The 19,412-nt window shown below is 70.3% G+C and carries 17 protein-coding genes; 6 read left to right on the top strand and 11 right to left on the bottom strand.

The window, feature by feature from the left end; translation table 11 throughout:
• Positions 1-197 precede the first annotated feature (197 nt).
• Positions 198-1,538, top strand: coding sequence for a UDP-glucose dehydrogenase family protein (locus H1D24_RS29960; RefSeq protein WP_181660849.1), 1,341 nt, complete (start codon positions 198-200; stop codon positions 1,536-1,538).
• A 79-nt stretch (positions 1,539-1,617) separates the two neighbouring features.
• Positions 1,618-1,986 (top strand): VOC family protein, encoded by a 369-nt coding sequence (locus H1D24_RS29955; RefSeq protein WP_181660848.1) that lies wholly within the window; start codon positions 1,618-1,620, stop codon positions 1,984-1,986.
• A gap of 253 nt (positions 1,987-2,239) precedes the next feature.
• Here the strand turns inward: H1D24_RS29955 and H1D24_RS29950 are convergent, their stop codons facing one another.
• From H1D24_RS29950 to H1D24_RS29940, 3 genes are read right to left on the bottom strand one after another with little or no spacing between them, the layout of a single operon-like run.
• Entirely contained in the window at positions 2,240-3,427 is a 1,188-nt protein-coding gene (locus H1D24_RS29950; RefSeq protein ID WP_181660847.1) for a dipeptidase, read from the bottom strand.
• A 4-nt stretch (positions 3,428-3,431) separates the two neighbouring features.
• Positions 3,432-3,935, bottom strand: coding sequence for a 5-(carboxyamino)imidazole ribonucleotide mutase (purE, locus tag H1D24_RS29945; RefSeq protein WP_181660862.1), 504 nt, complete (start codon positions 3,933-3,935; stop codon positions 3,432-3,434).
• Positions 3,936-3,979: 44 nt separating this feature from the next.
• A complete protein-coding gene (locus tag H1D24_RS29940) occupies positions 3,980-5,119 on the bottom strand; it encodes a 5-(carboxyamino)imidazole ribonucleotide synthase (protein WP_181660846.1) in 1,140 nt (379 codons plus the stop codon).
• A 182-nt stretch (positions 5,120-5,301) separates the two neighbouring features.
• Here H1D24_RS29940 and H1D24_RS29935 point away from each other — a divergent pair, with 182 nt between their 5' ends.
• Entirely contained in the window at positions 5,302-5,838 is a 537-nt protein-coding gene (locus tag H1D24_RS29935) for a GtrA family protein (protein ID WP_181660861.1), read from the top strand.
• Positions 5,839-5,865: 27 nt separating this feature from the next.
• Here H1D24_RS29935 and H1D24_RS29930 read toward each other — a convergent pair whose 3' ends face one another.
• Positions 5,866-7,146, bottom strand: a complete 1,281-nt coding sequence (locus H1D24_RS29930; RefSeq protein ID WP_181660845.1) for a sensor histidine kinase — start codon at positions 7,144-7,146, stop codon at positions 5,866-5,868.
• 90 nt (positions 7,147-7,236) lie between these two features.
• Complete coding sequence (locus H1D24_RS29925) at positions 7,237-7,914, bottom strand: response regulator transcription factor (RefSeq protein ID WP_181660844.1); 678 nt, start codon at positions 7,912-7,914, stop codon at positions 7,237-7,239.
• Positions 7,915-8,399: 485 nt separating this feature from the next.
• Between H1D24_RS29925 and H1D24_RS29920 the strand changes: the two genes are divergently transcribed.
• Positions 8,400-9,890 carry an oligopeptide:H+ symporter gene (locus H1D24_RS29920; protein WP_181660843.1) on the top strand — a complete coding sequence of 497 codons (1,491 nt, stop codon included), beginning with the start codon at positions 8,400-8,402 and terminating at the stop codon, positions 9,888-9,890.
• Between the two features lie 90 nt (positions 9,891-9,980).
• On the opposite strand, the gene H1D24_RS29915 is transcribed toward H1D24_RS29920, so the two are convergent.
• From H1D24_RS29915 to H1D24_RS29890, 6 genes are all read right to left on the bottom strand, one after another.
• Positions 9,981-11,303 carry a hypothetical protein gene (locus H1D24_RS29915; RefSeq protein ID WP_181660842.1) on the bottom strand — a complete coding sequence of 441 codons (1,323 nt, stop codon included), beginning with the start codon at positions 11,301-11,303 and terminating at the stop codon, positions 9,981-9,983.
• Positions 11,304-11,410: 107 nt separating this feature from the next.
• Positions 11,411-12,475: a hypothetical protein gene (locus H1D24_RS29910; protein WP_258564412.1), complete on the bottom strand. Its 1,065-nt coding sequence runs from the start codon at positions 12,473-12,475 to the stop codon at positions 11,411-11,413.
• A gap of 275 nt (positions 12,476-12,750) precedes the next feature.
• Positions 12,751-13,704 carry a COG1470 family protein gene (locus tag H1D24_RS29905; protein ID WP_181660841.1) on the bottom strand — a complete coding sequence of 318 codons (954 nt, stop codon included), beginning with the start codon at positions 13,702-13,704 and terminating at the stop codon, positions 12,751-12,753.
• A 126-nt stretch (positions 13,705-13,830) separates the two neighbouring features.
• Positions 13,831-14,511, bottom strand: a complete 681-nt coding sequence (locus H1D24_RS29900; RefSeq protein ID WP_181660840.1) for an LPXTG cell wall anchor domain-containing protein — start codon at positions 14,509-14,511, stop codon at positions 13,831-13,833.
• A gap of 231 nt (positions 14,512-14,742) precedes the next feature.
• Positions 14,743-15,324 carry an ATP-binding protein gene (locus tag H1D24_RS29895; RefSeq protein WP_181660839.1) on the bottom strand — a complete coding sequence of 194 codons (582 nt, stop codon included), beginning with the start codon at positions 15,322-15,324 and terminating at the stop codon, positions 14,743-14,745.
• Between the two features lie 285 nt (positions 15,325-15,609).
• Entirely contained in the window at positions 15,610-15,978 is a 369-nt protein-coding gene (locus tag H1D24_RS29890) for an STAS domain-containing protein (protein ID WP_181660838.1), read from the bottom strand.
• A gap of 250 nt (positions 15,979-16,228) precedes the next feature.
• Here H1D24_RS29890 and H1D24_RS29885 point away from each other — a divergent pair, with 250 nt between their 5' ends.
• Positions 16,229-17,272, top strand: a complete 1,044-nt coding sequence (locus tag H1D24_RS29885; RefSeq protein ID WP_374064434.1) for an RNA polymerase sigma factor SigF — start codon at positions 16,229-16,231, stop codon at positions 17,270-17,272.
• 381 nt (positions 17,273-17,653) lie between these two features.
• Complete coding sequence (locus H1D24_RS29880; protein ID WP_181660836.1) at positions 17,654-19,399, top strand: ricin-type beta-trefoil lectin domain protein; 1,746 nt, start codon at positions 17,654-17,656, stop codon at positions 19,397-19,399.
• Positions 19,400-19,412: the final 13 nt, after the last annotated feature.

Below are 19,412 nucleotides of genomic sequence, written 5' to 3'. Positions count from 1 at the left end.
CCGACGTTCCCGCCAAGGTCTCTCACCCTCCAAGGAGCTAATTACCGTTAAGTAACCCAAATCTTAGGGGGCCGTTCGCGCGACGTGTACGTGAGGTTGACGACAGCGGAAAGCATGACGGGGAAAGGGCCCGACAGGGCCCGACTATGCTCGGGCAGGCACCGAAGCCGCTTTCGACTGGAGCACTGGAGCACCGTATGGCCCTCAAGATCACCGTGATCGGCACCGGCTATCTCGGCGCCACGCACGCCGCGGCCATGGCCGAGCTGGGATTCGAGGTCCTGGGGCTCGATGTCGTACCCGAGAAGATCGCGCTGCTGGAGTCGGGGCGCACGCCGATGTACGAGCCGGGGCTCGAGGAGCTGCTGCGCAGGCATGTCGCGGGGATCGAGGGGTCGAGCGGGCGGCTGCGCTTCACCACGGAGTGGTCGGAGGTCGCGGAGTTCGGCGACGTCCACTTCGTCTGTGTGAACACTCCGCAGAAGCAGGGCGAGTACGCCTGCGACATGAGTTACGTCGACTCCGCGATGGAGTCCCTCGCCAAGCACCTCGACAAGCCCTCGCTCGTCGTCGGCAAGTCCACCGTGCCGGTGGGCAACGCCGAGCGGCTCGCGGCGCGCATCGCCGAGCTGGCGCCCGCGGGCAGCGAGGTGGAGCTGGCCTGGAACCCCGAGTTCCTGCGGGAGGGCTTCGCCGTCCAGGACACGCTGCACCCGGACCGGATCGTGGTCGGCGTCCGCAGCGAACGCGCGGAGAAGCTGCTGCGCGAGGTGTACGCGACGCCGGTGACGGAGGGCACGCCGTTCGTGGTGACGGACTTCCCGACGGCGGAGCTGGTGAAGACCGCCGCCAACTCCTTCCTCGCCACCAAGATCTCGTTCATCAACGCCATGGCGGAGGTGTGCGAGCCTGCGGGCGGCGACGTCGTGAAGCTGGCCGAGGCGATCGGCTACGACGAGCGGATCGGGCCGAAGTTCCTGCGGGCCGGGATCGGCTTCGGCGGCGGCTGCCTGCCCAAGGACATCCGCGCCTTCATGGCCCGGGCCGGTGAGCTGGGCGCGGACCAGGCGCTCACCTTCCTCCGCGAGATCGACTCCATCAACATGCGGCGCCGCGGACAGATGGTCGAGATGGCGCGCGACGCGGTCGGCGGCAGCTTCCTGGGGAAGCGGGTCGCTGTGCTGGGCGCCACGTTCAAGCCGGACTCCGACGACGTACGGGACTCGCCCGCGCTCAATGTCGCCGGGCAGATCCACCTCCAGGGCGGCCAGGTGACCGTCTACGACCCCAAGGGCATGGACAACGCGCGGCGGCTCTTCCCGACCCTCGCGTACGCCGATTCGGCGGCCGCCGCCGTCCGGGACGCGCACGTGGTGCTGCACCTGACGGAGTGGCGCGAGTTCCGCGAGCTGGACCCCGTGGCGCTGGGCGAGGCGGCGGCGGAGCCGTTGCTGCTCGACGGCCGCAACGCCCTCGATCCCGCGGTGTGGCGGGCGGCCGGGTGGACGTTCCGGGCCATGGGCAGGCCGACGGCCTGAACCCGTCCGGCGGCGGTTGAGGGCGCTTGCGCTGGGCACCCATGACTCCGGTCACATCGGAGTCTGCCGAGGAGGACGCATGGGGTTCGCGAAGCTCGGGCTCACCGCCGTGGACTGCCCGCGGCCGCGGGACCTGGCGGAGTTCTACGCCGCGATGCTCGACGGCCGGATCGAGGGTGAGGGTCGCTGGGTGGATCTGTACCTGCCGGACGGCCAGCGGATCGCCTTCCAGGGGGTGCCGGACCACAAGCCGCCTCAGTGGCCCGCGGGCGACCACGACTCCCAGCAGCTGCACTTCGACCTGTTCGTCGAGGACGTCGAGGCCGCGGAGGAGAAGGTCCTCACGCTCGGCGCGCGGGGGCTCGATCTCGACGACGACGGCGGCAAGCGGGACTTCCGCGTCTACGCCGACCCCGCGGGCCACCCCTTCTGCCTGGTCCGCGCCTAGGCCCTGTCGTCAAACTCCCGCCGTCCGCCCGAAGGGCGGGCCCCGCGGCGTCTGGTGCGTGCGATCGCAAGGCGCCGGAAAGTCCTCGTAGCGGAGCTACTAGGGCTTTTCGGCAACGCGGCGAGCGTGCGTGCCAGACGCCGCGGGGCAGGCGGGAGTTTGACGACAGGGCCTAGGGCGTGTGTCGCGGGCGCCCACCGCCGCTGCCACCATGGGCAGGCGTTCCGCCGGCACCGCGCGGCGGAACGGGGCGTCAGCCGTCCAGGTCAGAGCGCGTCGCGTTGGACGGGGACTGGCGAGCGCCGAGGTCGCGGGCGACGTCTTCCGCGGCCGACAGGACCCGTACCGCGTTCTGCCACGTCAGCTTGGAGAGGTCCTCGCGGGACCAGCCTCGGGAGAGGAGTTCCGCGATCAGGTTCGGGTAGCCGGAGACGTCGTTCAGGCCGTCCGGGGTGAAGGCCGTGCCGTCGTAGTCGCCGCCGATGCCGATGTGGTTGATTCCGGCGACCTCGCGCATGTGGTCGAGGTGGTCGGCGACCGTGGCGGTGGTGGCGATCGGGCGCGGGTTGGTCTCCTCGAAGGCGCGGTGGATCTTCATCGCCTCGGGCGTGGTGTCGAGCGGGTGGAAGCCGTGCGCGCGCATGTTCTCGTCGGCCGCCGCCGTCCAGTCCACCGCCGCCTGGAGGACGAACTTCGGGACGAAGGTGACCATCGCCACTCCCCCGTTCCCCGGCAGCCTCTCCAGCACGTCGTCCGGGATGTTGCGCGGATGGTCGCAGACCGCCCGGGCGGAGGAGTGGGAGAAGATCACGGGCGCCGTGGAGGTGTCCAGCGCGTCGCGCATCGTCGAGGCCGCCACATGGGACAGGTCCACGAGCATGCCGATGCGGTTCATCTCGCGGACGACCTCACGGCCGAACGGCGAGAGGCCGCCGACGCCCGGCTTGTCGGTCGCCGAGTCCGCCCACGCGATGTTGTCGTTGTGCGTGAGCGTCATGTAGCGGACGCCCAGGGCGTACAGGGCGCGCAGGGTGGCCAGCGAGTTGTTGATGGAGTGGCCGCCCTCGGCGCCCATCAGGGAGGCGATGCGGCCCTCGTCGCGCGCGGCCTCCATGTCGGCGGCGGTCAGGGCGCGCCGCAGATCGGCCGGGTAGCGGGTGATCAGCTGCTGGACGCAGTCGATCTGTTCGAGCGTGGCGCTCACCGCCTCGTCCCCGGCCAGATCCGTACGGACGTACACGGACCAGAACTGCGCGCCGACCCCGCCGGCCCGCAGCCGGGCGAGGTCGGTGTGCAGATGCGCGCTCTGGTCGGTCGCGATGTCGCGCTGGCCGATGTCGTAGCGGACCTGCTCGCGCAGGGCCCATGGCAGGTCGTTGTGCCCGTCGACGACGGGGAACTCGGCCAGCAGTTCCCGGGCCTGGTCCAGATGCGACGTCACGCCGTCACTTCCCGGAGCCGAAGCCGAACGACGCGGCGCCCTCGACCTTCGCGCGCAGCCGCTTGCCCTTCTCGGTGGCCTGGTCGTTCAGTTCCTGCTGGAACTCCCGCATACGGGCGAGGAGTTCCTCGTCGTGGGCGGCGAGCATACGGGCCGCGAGCAGCCCCGCGTTGCGTGCGCCGGCGACCGACACGGTCGCCACCGGCACGCCCGCCGGCATCTGCACGATGGACAGCAGGGAGTCCATGCCGTCCAGGTACTTCAGCGGCACGGGGACGCCGATGACCGGGAGCGGGGTGACCGAGGCGAGCATGCCGGGCAGATGGGCGGCGCCGCCCGCACCCGCGATGATCACCTTCAGGCCGCGTCCGGCGGCCTCCTCGCCGTACGCGATCATCTCCCGCGGCATGCGGTGCGCGGAGACGACATCGACCTCGTAGGGGATCTCGAACTCGTCGAGGGCCTGGGCCGCGGCCTCCATGACGGGCCAGTCGGAGTCGGAGCCCATGACGATGCCAACGAGGGGGGCGGCGGAGGATTCGGGAGAGGTGCTCACTCGGTGATCGTCCCTCGCAGATAGCCGGCGGCGTGGCGGGCGCGCTCCAGCACGTCGTCCAGGTCGTCGCCGTAGGTGTTGACGTGGCCGACCTTACGGCCGGGCTTCACGTCCTTGCCGTACATGTGGATCTTCAGCTGCGGGTCACGGGCCATGCAGTGCAGATACGCCGAGTACATGTCGGGGTAGTCGCCGCCGAGGACGTTGCACATCACCGTCCACCTGGCGCGCGGGCGCGGGTCGCCCAGCGGCAGGTCGAGCACGGCGCGCACATGGTTGGCGAACTGGGACGTGATCGCGCCGTCCTGGGTCCAGTGCCCGGAGTTGTGCGGGCGCATCGCCAGCTCGTTGACGAGGATCCGGCCGTCGCGGGTCTCGAACAGCTCGACGGCGAGGTGGCCGACGACGCCGAGTTCCTTGGCGACGCGCAGGGCGAGCTCCTCGGCCTGCAGTGCCAGCTCTTCGTCGAGGTCGGGGGCCGGTGCTATCACCGTGTCGCAGACGCCGTCGACCTGACGCGACTCGACGACGGGGTAGGCGACGGCCTGGCCGTGCGGCGAGCGGACGACGTTGGCGGCCAGCTCACGGGCGAAGTCGACCTTCTCCTCGGCGAGGACGGGCACGCCGGCGCGGAAGGGCTCGGCGGCCTCCGCCGCGGAGTCCACGACCCACACGCCCTTGCCGTCGTATCCGCCGCGCACGGTCTTGAGGACGACCGGGAAGCCGTCGCCCTCCGCGGCGAAGGCGGCCACGTCCTCCGGATCGCTCACGATCCGGTGGCGCGGGCACGGCACGCCGATCGCGTCGAGCTTCGCCCGCATCACGCCCTTGTCCTGGGCGTGGACGAGCGCGTCGGGGCCCGGGCGTACGGGGATTCCGTCCGCCTCCAGGGCCCGTAGATGCTCGGTGGGTACGTGTTCGTGATCGAAGGTGATCACATCGCAGCCCCGCGCGAACTCACGCAGCGTGTCGAGGTCGCGATAGTCGCCGACGACGACATCGCTGACAACCTGCGCCGCGGAGTCCTGCGGGGTGTCACTGAGGAGCTTGAACCTTATGCCGAGCGGGATGCCTGCTTCGTGCGTCATACGAGCGAGCTGACCGCCGCCGACCATGCCGACTACGGGGAACGTCACGCCCCCAGGGTATCCGCCGCCAGGTACCGCCGGACGCCCGCGCATACCCATCGGCATCTCTGCATGCTCATCACACAAAGACCACGCCTTACCCACGCCTTACCTGCGTCCACGCGCGCCGGAGAGGGCCGCTGGATAGCATGGCCGGGTTGACGAAACCAAGAGACGGGGGCTGGCACACCATGGGCAAGGCTGGTTCTCCGGGGGCTGATGCGGCGCCCCGAAGCGCCGTACGTCAGCGTTTCGACCGCCTCGTACGCGAAATGGCCAAGTTCGGCGCGGTCGGCGGCGCGGGCATCCTCGTCAACCTGGGCGTGTTCAACCTGGTACGCCACGTCACCGATCTTCAGGTGGTGCGGGCGAGCGTCATCGCCACCGTCGTCGCGATCATCTTCAACTACCTCGGCTTCCGTTATTTCACCTACCGGGACCGCGACAAGAGCGGCCGCACCAAGGAACTCACGCTCTTTCTGCTGTTCAGCGGCATCGGCCTGGTGATCGAGAACGGCGTGCTCTACGTGGCGACGTACGGTTTCGGCTGGGACAGCCCGCTGCAGAGCAACATCTTCAAGTTCCTCGGCATCGGCGTCGCAACGCTGTTCCGCTTCTGGTCCTACCGGACCTGGGTTTTCCGGGCGCTTCCGGCCCGGGAGGCGGTCGCCAGCGCCGAATCGTTCCTCGAGTCGGAACGCCGACGGCCCAGGCAGCGCGTCAGGTGACCTCCGGCGCGGCTCGTCCCCGGCCCGTCATCTGACGGTCGTCTGCGCCGCCGCCTCGTCGGCCACGGACCTCTTCGGCGGCGTACGCGACAGGAAGAGCCCGAACACCGGCGGCTTCGTCTGCAGCATCTCCAAGCGGCCGCCGTCCGCCTCCGCCAGATCGCGGGCCACGGCGAGCCCGATCCCCGTGGAGTTGCGGCCGCTGATGGTCCGCTCGAAGATCCGCGCACCCAGTTCCGGCGGCACACCCGGGCCCTCGTCGGTGACCTCGATGACGGTCTGGTTGCCCGTGACCCTGGTGCGCAGCGCGACCGTGCCGCCCCCGTGCATCAGCGAGTTCTCGATCAGCGCGGCCAGCACCTGCGCGACCGCGCCGGGCGTGCCGACCGCCTGCAGATGCCGTTTGCCCGAGCTGACGATGGCCCGGCCCGCGCTGCGGTAGGCGGGCCGCCACTCCTCGATCTGCTGCTTGATGACCTCGTCCAGGTCGAAGGAGACGGCGGAGCCGGTGCGCGGGTCCCGGGCGTTGGTGAGCAGCCGCTGGACGACGTCCGTGAGCCGCTCGACCTGCGTCAGTGCGATCGTCGCCTCTTCCTTGACCGTCTCCAGGTCCTCGGTGAGCGCGATCTCCTCGAGCCGCATGGACAGCGCGGTCAGGGGTGTGCGCAGCTGGTGCGAGGCGTCGGCGGCGAGACGCCGCTCGGCGGTGAGCATCCGCGCGATCCGCTCGGCGGAGCGGTCCAGCACATCGGCGACCCGGTCCAGCTCCTGGACGCCGTACCGCTTGCTGCGCGGCCGGGGGTCGCCGGATCCCAGCCGCTCCGCGGTCTCGGCGAGGTCGGTCAGCGGGGACGCGAGGCGGTTCGCCTGGCGTACGGCGAGGAGCACGGCGGCGACGATGGCCAGCAGTGCGACGCCGGCGATGATCAGGAGCGTCCGGCCGACCTCCTCGGTGACCGAGGACCGTGACTCCTGGACGGTGACCTTCTCACCCTGTTCGCCCGTGGCCGTGGACTGGATGACCTCGCCGACCGGGCGCTCGCCGACCTCGACGGGCGCGCGCCCTTCGATCTCGATCAGCGCGTACCGCTCGGCGGGGACCTGGTCCCGCAGTATGCCCGCCGTGATCTTCTCGTCGCTGATCAGCCGGCTGTCGACGATGCTGACGAGCCGCAGGGCCTCGGACTCCACGCGGTCCTGGGCGCTGCTGCTGATCGTGCGGGTCTCGACGATGACGAGGGAGACCCCGAACACGGCGATGACGATGAGCACCACGGCGAGCGTGGAGTTGATCAGCCGGCGGCGCATGACGGTGTCCGGGGGTCGTTCGAAGTATGCACGTCAGTCCGTCTCTGCACGTCGGCCGTTCTCTCCGGGCGGGCGGTCTTCCCGAACCCCTCAGGACTTCTCGAAGCGGAAGCCGACACCGCGGACCGTGGCGATGTAGCGCGGGTTCGCTGCATCGTCGCCGAGCTTCTTACGAAGCCACGAGATGTGCATGTCGAGCGTCTTGGTCGAGGACCACCAGGTGGTGTCCCAGACCTCCCGCATCAGCTGGTCGCGGGTGACGACCCGGCCCGCGTCGCGCACCAGCACGCGCAGCAGGTCGAACTCCTTGGCGGTGAGCTGGAGCTCGTCGTCGCCCATCCAGGCGCGGTGCGACTCGACGTCGATACGCACACCGTGGGTGGCGGGCGGCTGCTGGGGCTCGGCTGCCCCGCGGCGCAGCAGGGCCCGCACGCGGGCGAGGAGTTCGGCGAGGCGGAAGGGCTTGGTGACGTAGTCGTCGGCGCCCGCGTCGAGACCGACGACGGTGTCCACCTCGTCGGCGCGTGCGGTCAGGATGAGGATCGGCACCGTGAGCCCCTCGGCGCGCAGCCGGCGGGCCACCTCCAGTCCGTCCATGCCGGGCAGCCCGAGGTCGAGTACGACCAGGTCGACGCCGCCCTGTACTCCGGCGTCGAGCGCGGTCGGACCGTCCTCGCGCACCTCGACCTCGTAGCCCTCCCGGCGCAGGGCGCGAGCAAGCGGCTCCGAGATGGCCGAGTCGTCCTCGGCAAGCAGAACACGGGTCATGGAGGTGATGGTAGTCCGCGGCGGACTACGTCCGGGGTGTGATCTGCCACGCCGCCGGCCCATCGGGACGGGCCTGCGGGTGTGGGGTGAGACACTGGAAGTGACCTTCGAAAGTAGGCCTCGGTTCCCGCTCAGCCTGTGATTCGCGTCTCAGCCGCCTTCATATCACACTGTGTCGTGCTTTATTGTGGCAGAACGCCTGTAGCACTACTGAATGGCCTTTGGCACGCTATTGCGGGCCGAAGGTCATCTTCATGTGCGGGCCGGCAGCTGCCAGCCTTACAAGGAATGACCTGTTGGCCGGGCCCTGCGCGACGATGCGCCAGGGCGTGGATCCCGGTGTCACCGTCCCTCGCTTCCGGACCGGAGCGAGCGAATCCCCCCTGGGCGTTGGGTGGTGGACGGCCCGATGCCGGTGCCGGCCGCCCCCCACCGGGCGCGTCACCTCTCCAGGCACCGCGTCCCGAACCCACAAGGAACGACCCATGGCGTCCAGCCTGACGAAGGACTCGGCCAGTACCCCTGGCTTCGAGAAGACCTTCTTCGGCCACCCCCGCGGCCTGGCCACACTCTTCCTGACCGAGATGTGGGAGCGCTTCTCCTACTACGGCATGCGGGCGCTGCTCCCGCTGTACCTGATCGCACCCGGCGGCATGGGCATGAGCCCGGCCACGGCGACCGCGATCTACTCGGTCTATCTGTCGCTGGTGTACCTGCTCGCCATGCCCGGCGGCTGGTTCGGCGACCGCGTCTGGGGTCCCCGTAAGACCGTCGCGATCGCGGGCGGCGTCATCATGCTGGGCCACCTGACGCTGGCCCTGCCCTCCGAGGGCACCTTCTTCGCCGGTCTGGGCCTCGTCGCCCTGGGCTCCGGTCTGCTGAAGGCCAACATCTCCACGATGGTCGGCCAGCTCTACGAAGGCCCGGACGACCCGCGCCGCGACGGCGGCTTCACGCTGTTCTACGTGGGCATCAACCTCGGTGCCTTCGCCGCGCCGCTGATCATCGGCACCGTCGGCGAGAACGTGAACTGGCACCTGGGCTTCGCGCTGGCCGCGCTCGGCATGGCGCTGGGTCTGGCCCAGTTCCTGATCGGCACCCGCCACCTGAACCCGGCCTCCAGCGTCGTCCCGAAGCCGCTGTCGGCCGCGGAGAAGGCCTCGACGCTGCGCAAGGGCCTCTTCTGGCTGGTCGTCGCCGTCGTCGTCTACGGCGGTCTCGTCGTCACCGGCACGTACACCCTGAACTGGGCGCTCGTCCCGATCACCCTCGCCGGCCTCATCATCCCGGTCATGGTCCTGGCGCGCATCAAGCGCGACAAGGAGCTGACCACCGCCGAGCAGTCGAAGGTCTCCGGCTACATCTGGTTCTTCGTGGCCGCGGCCCTCTTCTGGATGATCTACGACCAGGGCGGTTCCACCCTGGCGATCTTCGGCGAGTCCTCGACGCGCACGGTGATCCTGGGCTTCGACTTCCCGGTCTCCTGGTACCAGTCGGTCAACCCGGTCATCGTCATGGCACTGGCCCCGGTCGTCGCCTGGATCTGGCTGGCGCTGAACCGGCGCGGCAAGGAGCCGAGCACGGTCGTGAAGTTCGCGTCCGGTCTGTTCCTGATCGGTGTCTCGTTCTTCGTCTTCCTGATCCCGCTGACCATGGCCGGGGACGGCGCCAAGGTCGCCGCGTGGTGGATGGTCGCCATCTACTTCGTCCAGACCGTGGGTGAGCTGTGCCTCTCCCCGGTGGGTCTGTCCATCACCACCAAGATGGCACCGGTCAAGTACGGCTCGCAGATGATGGGTGTCTGGTTCCTCGCCGTCACCGCGGGCGACTGCACCACCGGTCTGCTGTCCATCGCGGGTGTCGACCTGAACAAGACCGGCATCGTCGGCCTCCAGGCCGCGCTCGCCGTGCTCGCCGGCATCGCGCTGTGGATGTACCGCAAGCGGGTCAAGGAGCTCATGGGCGACGTCAAGTGACGTAGCGCGTTCGCTTCGAACGGTTCGTACGAGGGGCCGCCGCACCGTTGGGTGCGGCGGCCCTTCGCGTTGCACCGGGTCGTACGGCGGTCAGTGCGTCGTACGGCGTCGCGGCAGGAATGTGAAGACCGCTCCGCCGAGCAGGATCACGGTGCCCGCGACCAGCCCGAGCGCACGCAGCGCACCGTTGTCGTCCGCACCCGTCTCGGCGAGCCCGCCGCCGGACGCCGAGCCACCGGACGCCCCGCCCGGCTGAGCCGCCGTGTCGAGCTCAAGCGACACCTCGGTCTTGGCCGGCGTACAGGTCGTCGTCGTGCCGAGCGCCTTCACGGTGAGCACGCCCGGCGACAGGGTCGCCTTCCCGTCGGCGCCCGGCTTGTAGGTGCCGGTCAGGTCGGGGATGTTGATGGGGTCGCCCGACTTGATCGGTTCCTTGTTCGTCGGGCCCTCGACGTGCACCGTGCCCTTGTCGGCACCGCCGAGCACGACCTCCATCGACGGCTTCACGGAGTCCGCCGGGATGTCCGCCGGACTGTCCATCACGGACTTCTTGAACTGCACCGTGAGGCCGAAGTCGCCGCCGTCCTTCTTGGCGTTGATCTGCACGGGCGACGTCGCGCTCTTGTCGCCGATCGGCGTCTTGCACTCGTACGGGATCTGCACCTCCTTGCCCGTGAAGTCGGTCTGCCCGCCGCCGCCACCGCCGGCGCCGCCGTCGTCCCCGCCTGTCGTGCCCCCGCTGTCGCTGCCCCCGGCGGAGCCGCCGGTGTCGCCTCCGGAGGAGCCGCTGGTGCCGCCCGTCGGGAGGCCGGTCGGAAGGCCGGTCGGCAGACCCGTGGGGAGACCGGTCGGCAGGCCCGTGGGCACACCGGTCGGGAGCCCACCCGTCGTACCGCCCGAACTCCCGCCCCCACCGGTCACCTTGATGGTCGCCGCGGACTTCACCTGCTCCTGCGGCGTGCACTTCGTGTCCGTCGACATCGGCTTGCTGACGTTGATGTTGTACGCGTCCGGGGTCAGCGTGATCTCTCCGGCCGCCGTCAGCTTCAGCTTGCCCTTCATGTCGGACAGCTTCATGTCGCTGTTCTTGGGGATGGGCGGGTTCTCGCGCGGCCCCTCCATCGCGATGTCGGCGGTCTGCGCGCCGCCCGCCTTGAGCGTGCCGGTCGGCTTGACCGTGTTCTCCTCCAGGTCGAGGACGTCGGGGTTCTTCGAGGCGGCCTGGACGAACTTCCACACCACCTCGACCTCGTCCCCGACCTTCGCCTCGGCCGGCGCGGTGATCTCCACCTTGGTGGTGCCCTGCACGGGGTCCATGCCGGAGATCGCGGGCGGGATGCACTCGGTCTTGTAGGCGACCTCGGCCGCCTGCGCCGGCGCGGCGGCCAGCAGGATGCCGGCACCGCTCAGCATGAGGGCGACGCCGCACACGCTGATTCTGCGTGGGCCGGCGGCCCTCCGGATCCACTGACTCCGCGCCCCCGGGGCCCCGCGGACCGGACCGACCCTCCGTTGCCTGCTCACGTGTTTCCCTTCGTCGTCGGACTGTTCTGCGGTGGTGCGGAGAGCTCTGACGGTGCGGAGAGCCGACCGGCCGGCGCCCCGGGATCGGTGTCCGGGGTGAACCAGGGCAGGGTCGTGGTCGTACGGGCCGGCCGCGCGTTCTCGTCGCTGCGCGACGGCTTCGCCGGGGTGCCGGTCGCCGTCGGGGACAGCCCCAGCCTGGGGAGGCGGACGGTGACGTCGGGCAGTCGTACGCTCCGGTGGCGCCCGTTGCCTCCGTGCCCCCGCGGGCGCACCCGGTCGACGATCGCCATGCCGATGCGGAACACCGCGGCGGGTACGACGACGCAGAGCAGGATCCAGAAGAGCGTGACGCCCCACGGGCGGCCCACGCCCCACGGCTGTTCGGCGAGCACCTTCCCGCCGAACCTGAGCGAGACCAGATAGTCGCCGTGGGCGCCGGCGGCCAGCTCGACCGGCAGCTTGATCCGGGCCTTCTTCCCGGGCGCGATGGTGCCGCGCCACTGCTGTTCCTCCCACTGCGGGGCGAACACGCCGTGGGAGGTGCCCACCTGGAAGACGGGGTCCTTGACGGGGGCGGAGCCGACGTTGCCGACGGTGAAGACGAGCTCCCGGCCGGGCGGCGCACCGAACCAGGTGAGGAGCCCGCTCGAGCCCTCGAGCCGGGTGTCGTCAAGCACCGACAGCTTCCCCGCGCCGTCCTGCTCCGGCAGCGGCGCGACGGGGTGGCCCGCGACCCTCAGTACGGCGTCCGCGGCGGCCTGCTCACCGGTGACCGTCGCGACGTGCACGACGCACGGGCACGGCTCCGGCGGCTCGGCGACCGGCAGTTTCTTGCTGAACGCCCCCTCGCCGTCCGTCGTGACGGCGCGGCCGTCGCCGTTGGCACAGGAGTTGGTACCGCCGATCACGCCCCTGCCGGGCGCGGACCGACCGCAGATGAGCAGCATCAGCAGGGTGTTCGGACGCCAGCCTTTGCCGGTCACGGTGAGGGAACCGCCCGCGCCGGCCTCGGACTTGGAGAGCTTCACGGCGGGCTTGTCGGCGGCGGAGGCGGGCATGCCTGCCGGAAGCAGTACGAGGGCGAGGGCGATCGCCAGGGCGATTGCTGCTCCCTGGACCGGGGCTCGGCCTGCTGCGCGGGCACGCGCGCGTGGAGTGAGCCGGGGGGTGGGCCCTGCGGGGCTTTCCCTCACCCCGCCCCTTCCCGGCTGTATCCATATGCGGCTCCGCCGCGTGAGGGCTCCGCCCCAGACCCCGGTCCTCGATCGCCGGACAGGCTCATGTGAGCCCGTCCGGCGATTGAGGACGGGCCCGGAGGGCGATTCGGGGGACATCACGTGACCGCTCCCGTCAGCTCGTTGTCCGGGTCCATCTGTTGGGTGCGAACGTCCGGCCCCCGAGCGCTCCGGCCGCGCAGGCCCCCCACGCGTCGCCTCCACCAGAAGGCGCCACCTCCCGCAGCCGCCAGTCCGGCCGCCACCCCCGCGAGCAGTCCCCACGGCACAAAGCGGGCCGACCCCGCGGCCGTGTCCCGGGCGCCGCCCGCCGCCGTGGCCGTCAGGCTGATGTCGACCGCGTCGAAGGTCGGCGCGTCCGGCCACGGTTCGGTGAGCGTGATCCGGCGGCCGGGCAGAAGTTCGACCGGCAGCGTCCTGGGGCCGCGGTGCAGAACCTCGCCGAAGACTCCGTCGGCCCGCACGGTGAGCCTCGGCGTCAGCACGGTGTTGCCGCGGTTCACCAGGTCGTACGAGATGTGCCGGCCCTCGGCCCTCACGCGCTCGACGGTCAGCGCCGCCAGCGTTGGCCCGCTGACCCGGAGTTGCAGCCGCACCGCCGCGTCGCGCCCGCCGCCGCTCGCGACGATCGCACCGGGATGGTCGCCGGGCGTCGCGTCCTCCGGAACGGTCACCGTGAACGGCACATCGGCCCGTGTGTGCGGCGGGATCCTCAGCTTGCGCTCGGCGAAGGTGATCCATGCACCCGTGTCCGTCGACCGCTTGCGCAGCGAGAGGCCACCGCCCCGGGTGTTGTCCGCGTCCGCGCCCCGCAGCTCCACCGTGAGCGCCTTCGCTCCGGGGTTGACGACCGACACCGTGTCCTCGAGCACAGCACCGGGCACACCCTCGGCGTAGAAGTACGGCCGTCCACCTTTCGCCGGCCGGGTCCCACCACCGGCGGAGGGCACGACGGACCACGCGGTGCTGCTGTAGGCAGCCGCCAGGATCCCGTTGTGGGCAGGCCGCACCGGGGCCGCCGCCGCGACAACAAGCAGCAGAACCAACGGCATGGACAACGCAGACGACAACAGTCGTACGCGCGGCGGCAAGGGCGGCGACATCGGCGGCTCCTGGTCTCGTACAGGTGCGGCTCGGCTCATACGGGTCGCGTACTGAAGTACGGAGTGATCCAGCCGTCAGCGCACCGGCTGGTTACGGCGCGTAAGCCACAACACCCCCGCGGCCCCCGCAAGCAGCACCGTGCCGCCGAGCGTCCCCAGCGCCATCGCGGAGTCCCCAGGACCGGTCTGCGGCAGTTCCTCACCACCGGCCGGTGCGCTCTGGGTCGTACCGCCGCCCGCCGACGTGACGTCCAGGGTCAGCGACGGCTTGGGGTTGTTGGCGGGGGTGCACGTGGTCGTCGTCCCGAGGGCCTTGATGGTGAGCACACCCGCGGTGAACGTGACCTTGCCGCTCTTCTTCGGCGTATAGGTCCCCGTCAAGTCGCTGATCTTGATGGGAGTGTTGGCGGGGATCGCCTTGGCGTTGGGCGGACCCGACACGGGAACGCTGCCGCTCTCCGCACCGCCCAGCTTGATGACCGCACTCGGGTTCATCGCGCCCTTGCCCAGCTCCACCGGGCTGGACGAGACACCCTTCTGGAAGGACATGGTGAGCTTGTAGCCGCTGCCGCTCTTGACGGCCTTGATGTCGATCGGCGAGACGGCTCCCTTGTCGCCGATCGGCGTCTTGCACTGGTAATCGACGTCCACGACGTCGGCGTGGGCTGCGGGGGCGGCCATCAGCACCGCCGAGCCGGCCAGGGCAGCGCCGAGCGCGAGCGCGGCCGTTCGCTTCTGGTACGTCCGGTACGACACCTCGAGTTCCCCTCATGCCGGTGGCCGTGCCGCAGTTCCTCCGTGCGTTCGTGTGTCGTGCGGTCCGCAAAAGTTACTGACGGCACATCAGATTGGGCGCTCAAGGTACGCCTGGGACCTTGTGGAGGGAAGACAACGGACGCGCCGGATCTCCGAAGATCCGGCGCGTCCGTCAGAGCGCGCGAAGAAGGGTTCGAACCGCGGGTAACAAATGGTGGGGGACGGTGAAGGTTATGCGGGGGCGCTGAGTTCGGCCCACACGGTCTTGCCCGCCACCCCGGGGTTCCGTACAACTCCCCAGTCCAGACAGAGGCGTTGGACGATGAACATGCCGTGCCCGCCGGGCCGTCCGGCGCGGTGCGGAGTGCGCGGGGCGGGGTGGCCGGCGCCGCGGTCGGTGACCTCGATGCGCAGCACCTTGCTGTCGCAGGCGACCCACAGACTCTCAGGCCCCTCGGCATGCAGACACGCGTTGGTCACGAGCTCCGAGACGACCAGCAGTACGTCCTCGGCGGCAGCGCGCCGGTCGGCGGTCGCGGCGGGCAGCCAGCCCCAGTCGTAGAGCGCCTGCCGGGTGAAGTCGCGGGCGAGCGGGACGATTCCGCTCGCGCCGTTGAGGCTCAGCCTGCGCGACAGGCGGCCGACGGGGTGCTGCTCGGCGGGGGCATCGCCGGAGGAGCGGGCGCCTTCGGGCACTCCGGGGGCGCTGTAGGCCGTCCCGGAAGCGCCGTCGGACACCACGGAAGCGCCTTCGGCGGCGGCGCCCGGCTCCGGGCCACCGTCGCCCGGCGAGTAAGACCGGGTGGTGCTCATCAGCGCTTCACCTCACCGATTCACCGATTCACGATGCAGGACGTTGGGACTGGGCTCGACTCGGGCTCAGGGGGACGGAACGGAGACGAACAGCAGGACACTACGCACTGGCTGTGATGACTGTTGACGGATTCAGGATGTCTCCTGCCCGGCCGAACCGTGAGAACACCCACTTATTCGACACGGGACATGTGACACTCGTAACGCAGTGATCACGTAGAGACAACTGAGGCGTAACCATTCGGAGGTCTTTCCGAAGTCTTTGCCTTGGAGGCGTCGGCGTACTCAGTCCGCCAGGGCCGCGTCGAGGCTCTCGTGCACCGTGAAAACCGCGTCGGCTCCGGTGATCTCGAATACCCGCGCAACCACCGGGCGCATGCCCACCAGATGGACTCCGCCCCCCTGGGCGTCCGCCTTGAGTCGTGCGCCGAGCAACACGTTCAGTCCGGTGGAATCGCAGAATTCCAGCCGGGAACAGTCGACCACGAGACGCGTGTACCCGTCGGCGAGGCAGCCTTCGAGGGGCTCGCGCAACAGGTCGGCGGTGTGGTGATCCAGCTCACCCGCCGGTGTCACCACGGCGCTCGGTCCCTCTTCCCGGACTTCGACCAGAAGCCGGCCTCGATGTGCACTGCCGACCGTCCCGCGGTCCATGCCGTCTCTCTCCCGACAGTCGTTCACTGCTGATTGACGCCCTAGAACACTACGCCCTCACCTCGCCCTCCAACACCCGAACAACAGCCCAGAATCGGACATATCGGCACACAACGCACTTGCGACAACGTCGCTCAAGCGGGTAGGGCTAGAGATAACAACTATCGACACGGCCGGCTTTGGAGGCGCCGCACACCGCAGTGCACGTATTGGCATCGGCAGCCATATGCCGAGAACGATGGAGGACATCATGTCACCCCGGCTCGACGAATCGCATGCTGACCTGGCGACGTCGACACCCCCACCGGTACTTCTCGAGGCCGACCCCACCGGTCCCGACATCGACTCCGAAACCGCAGATCCCGGCCTTCGGACGGAATCCGCAGGCTCCACCCCAAGCTCCGACTTCGGCTCCGGCTCCGGCTCCGGCTCCGGCTCCGGCTCCGGCTCCGGCTCCGGCTCCGGCTCCGGCTCCGAGGTACTGGAAGGCCTCGACGGTCTCCCGGCCATCCCTCCGTACGACGAGGTGGCGCCGGCGGACGCGCGGGCCCTGTCCAAGACCCTCTTCGAGCGACTCGAGTCCCTCGAGGAAGGCACCCATGAGTACGCGTACGTACGCAACACCCTGGTGGAACTGAATCTCGCCCTGGTGAAGTTCGCCGCCTCGCGCTTCCGCTCCCGCAGCGAGCCGATGGAGGACATCATCCAGGTGGGGACCATCGGCCTCATCAAGGCCATCGACCGCTTCGAGCTCAGCAGGGGCGTCGAGTTCCCGACCTTCGCGATGCCGACCATCGTCGGCGAGATCAAGCGCTTCTTCCGCGACACCAGCTGGTCGGTGCGCGTGCCCCGCAGGCTTCAGGAGCTCCGTCTCGACCTGGCCAAGGCCGGCGACGAACTCGCCCAGCAGCTCGACCGCGCCCCCACGGTGGGAGAACTGGCGGAGCGCCTGGGTATCTCGAACGACGAGGTGGTCGAGGGCATGGCCGCGAGCAACGCGTACACCGCGAGCTCGCTGGACGCCCAGCCCGAGGAGGACGACTCCGAGGGAGCACTCGCGGACCGCATCGGCTACGAGGACCACGGTCTCGAAGGCATCGAGTACGTCGAGTCGTTGAAGCCGCTGATCGCGGAACTCCCGCCCCGGGACCGGAAGATCCTCTCGCTCCGCTTCGTCGCCAACATGACGCAGTCGGAGATCGGCGACGAGCTGGGTATCTCGCAGATGCACGTGTCGCGTCTGCTGTCGCGCACGTTGGTGCGGCTGCGCAGGGGGCTGACGGTCGAGGAGTGACCGGCGACGGAGCGGCAGCTGTGCGTCGGCGACCACTGGGAGGTGCCCCGGACGAGCTGGATTTTCCAGCCCGTCCGGGGCACCTCCCGGCGTTTGCTGGGGGAGTTTGAGGACGAGCCCGAAGGGCGATTTCGGGGGTCCAGGGGGCTAGCCCCCTGGTTACGGGAAGGGGCGGGGCTGGGGGAGAACACCGACACCACCGCTGCGCCGATATAGCCCCGTTACCGTGGGAAACACCTTTTCCCGGGCAGCCGCTTCCACCACTATGGGCACACCTTACTCACCGGTACGCCGAAGTACCGGACGGTCAGGCCTACTTGGCGAGGAGGCGTGCGCGTGCGGATGGGGCGGCTCGGCCGGACGGACAGCGACACTTCGACCATGCAGTCGGCCGTACAGGGGGTGCACGCCCAGGCCCCCGACGTACAGCTCACCGATCTGCTCCGGGCCAACGCCTCGACCGCGTACCCGGCACTGCGCGAGCTCCGCCGCCGCCACCGCCCCGCGGTCCTCGGGTACGCCCGGCTGTGCGGCATCGGCGAGAACTCCGCGCGGCAGCTGACGGCGCAGGCGTTCGCGCTCGCCGCGCACGAGGTGAAACAGGGCGCCGAACCGCGTGGCACCTGGCGGCACCATCTGCTGCTGCACGTACTGCGCGTGGCCCGCGCCTGGGCCGCGGACTCCCGGTGCGGACGCCTCGCTCCCGGGCTGCTCGCCCGTCTCGACGCGACGGCGGCGACGGCCACCGCGCCGGACGGGCTCTTCGGCCGGGACGCCGCACCTGCGCACCCGGGAGGCCCGACGGGCCTGGCCGACCCCGTCATGGTCGCCGCCTTCCAGAGCCTTCCGCTCCGTCTGCAGGGCATCATCTGGTACGGCGTGGTGGAGGAGGAGCCGGACCCGAACACGGCCGTCTACGTGGGTGCCTCGCCCGACGAGGTCGCCCAGCTGAAGGAATCGGCCCTGAACGCGATGCGCCGGGCCTGGCTGAACTCCCATCTCACGCACTGCGGAGACACCCGCTGCCGGGGCTACGGCCGCCTCATCGAGGAGGCGGTACGCCCCGGGTACGCCCGGCACAGCCCGGACCTGCACGCCCACCTCGCCGACTGCGCGTGCTGCAGCACGGCGTACGCGGAGCTGACCGGCCTGCGGGACACCCCGCGGGAGGTGCTGGCGGACGGGTTGCTGGGGTGGGGCGGGGCCGAGTACGCGGGCCGCGGCGTCGCACGTGCAGGGGGTGGGGGTACGGCGTGCGGGGTCGGCGGCGCGTTCGGCCGTTCCCGGCGCGCGGGTCGTGCGGAGGTGGACGCGCATGCGCGCTCGGGGACGTACGCCGAGGCGGCCGGCCCCAAGTCCGTGCACCCGGGGACGTACCCCGCGGCAAGGGGCAGTGACGAGGCAGCCGACTGGTGGCCCTCCCGGCGGCTCGTACTCGTGTCGGTCGCCGTGGGTGTGGCCCTGGCTCCGCTTCTCGTGCTGTTGCTGTCGACCGACTCGGAACCAGCCGGGCGCGGCGCCATGCTGCCGCCTCAACAGCCGCCCGTCACGGTGACCAGCACCGCGACCGTCTCCGCGTCGCCCACACCCACGATGTCCGCGAAGCCGACGAAGTCGGCGAAGCCGTCAGAGCGCCCCGCTCCCCCGCCGCCTCCGCCTCCGCCTCCGTCACCGTCCCGGACGAAGTCCCCCGCACCCCCGCCACCGGGCGCCCACTTCACCCAGTTCGTCAACGCGGCCTCGGGACTCTGCCTGGACCTGCCTCCGCACGCCTACGCCCAGAACGGCACGGACGTGGTCACCGCGCCCTGCAGCTCATCGCCCACCCAGCGGTGGCGCGTGGACGCCGACCGCGGCGTCATCCAGTCGTATGCCGCCCCCGCGTACTGCCTGGACAGCCGCGGAGACGTCGACAAGACCATCGGCATCTGGACGTGCTCCTCGGTCGACGGCCCCAACGGCCGCAACCTGACCTTCACCGTCGACACCCATGGCACGATCCACCCGGCCATCGCCCCGGACCACGCCGTCACCCCGTACTCGGAGGCACCGGGCTCCCTACTCGCCCAACTCCCGTCCGGGGGCCGAGCAGACCAACGCTGGACAGCGGGTACCGCACCGGCCTGACGGACTTGCCGAT

The sequence above is a fragment of the Streptomyces himalayensis subsp. himalayensis genome (assembly GCF_013778455.1).
Taxonomy (GTDB): Bacteria; Actinomycetota; Actinomycetes; order Streptomycetales; family Streptomycetaceae; genus Streptomyces; species Streptomyces himalayensis.
The sequence above is the reverse complement of the archived record's forward strand: the minus strand, read 5'-3'. Positions and strand labels throughout refer to the sequence as shown.

What these genes read in the sequence shown, in the direction of transcription:
- purE (WP_181660862.1), bottom strand. Translation starts at nt 3,935, where the DNA reads ATGGGCTCCGACTCCGACTGGCCCGTCATGGAGGCCGCGGCCCAGGCC.
- H1D24_RS29930 (WP_181660845.1), bottom strand. Translation starts at nt 7,146, where the DNA reads ATGCGCCGCCGGCTGATCAACTCCACGCTCGCCGTGGTGCTCATCGTC.
- H1D24_RS29915 (WP_181660842.1), bottom strand. Translation starts at nt 11,303, where the DNA reads ATGCTGAGCGGTGCCGGCATCCTGCTGGCCGCCGCGCCGGCGCAGGCG.
- H1D24_RS29955 (WP_181660848.1), top strand. Translation starts at nt 1,618, where the DNA reads ATGGGGTTCGCGAAGCTCGGGCTCACCGCCGTGGACTGCCCGCGGCCG.
- H1D24_RS29890 (WP_181660838.1), bottom strand. Translation starts at nt 15,978, where the DNA reads ATGGACCGCGGGACGGTCGGCAGTGCACATCGAGGCCGGCTTCTGGTC.
- H1D24_RS29920 (WP_181660843.1), top strand. Translation starts at nt 8,400, where the DNA reads ATGGCGTCCAGCCTGACGAAGGACTCGGCCAGTACCCCTGGCTTCGAG.
- H1D24_RS29880 (WP_181660836.1), top strand. Translation starts at nt 17,654, where the DNA reads ATGCAGTCGGCCGTACAGGGGGTGCACGCCCAGGCCCCCGACGTACAG.
- H1D24_RS29960 (WP_181660849.1), top strand. Translation starts at nt 198, where the DNA reads ATGGCCCTCAAGATCACCGTGATCGGCACCGGCTATCTCGGCGCCACG.
- H1D24_RS29925 (WP_181660844.1), bottom strand. Translation starts at nt 7,914, where the DNA reads ATGACCCGTGTTCTGCTTGCCGAGGACGACTCGGCCATCTCGGAGCCG.
- H1D24_RS29905 (WP_181660841.1), bottom strand. Translation starts at nt 13,704, where the DNA reads ATGCCGTTGGTTCTGCTGCTTGTTGTCGCGGCGGCGGCCCCGGTGCGG.
- H1D24_RS29935 (WP_181660861.1), top strand. Translation starts at nt 5,302, where the DNA reads ATGGGCAAGGCTGGTTCTCCGGGGGCTGATGCGGCGCCCCGAAGCGCC.
- H1D24_RS29910 (WP_258564412.1), bottom strand. Translation starts at nt 12,475, where the DNA reads ATGCCCGCCTCCGCCGCCGACAAGCCCGCCGTGAAGCTCTCCAAGTCC.
- H1D24_RS29885 (WP_374064434.1), top strand. Translation starts at nt 16,229, where the DNA reads ATGTCACCCCGGCTCGACGAATCGCATGCTGACCTGGCGACGTCGACA.
- H1D24_RS29895 (WP_181660839.1), bottom strand. Translation starts at nt 15,324, where the DNA reads ATGAGCACCACCCGGTCTTACTCGCCGGGCGACGGTGGCCCGGAGCCG.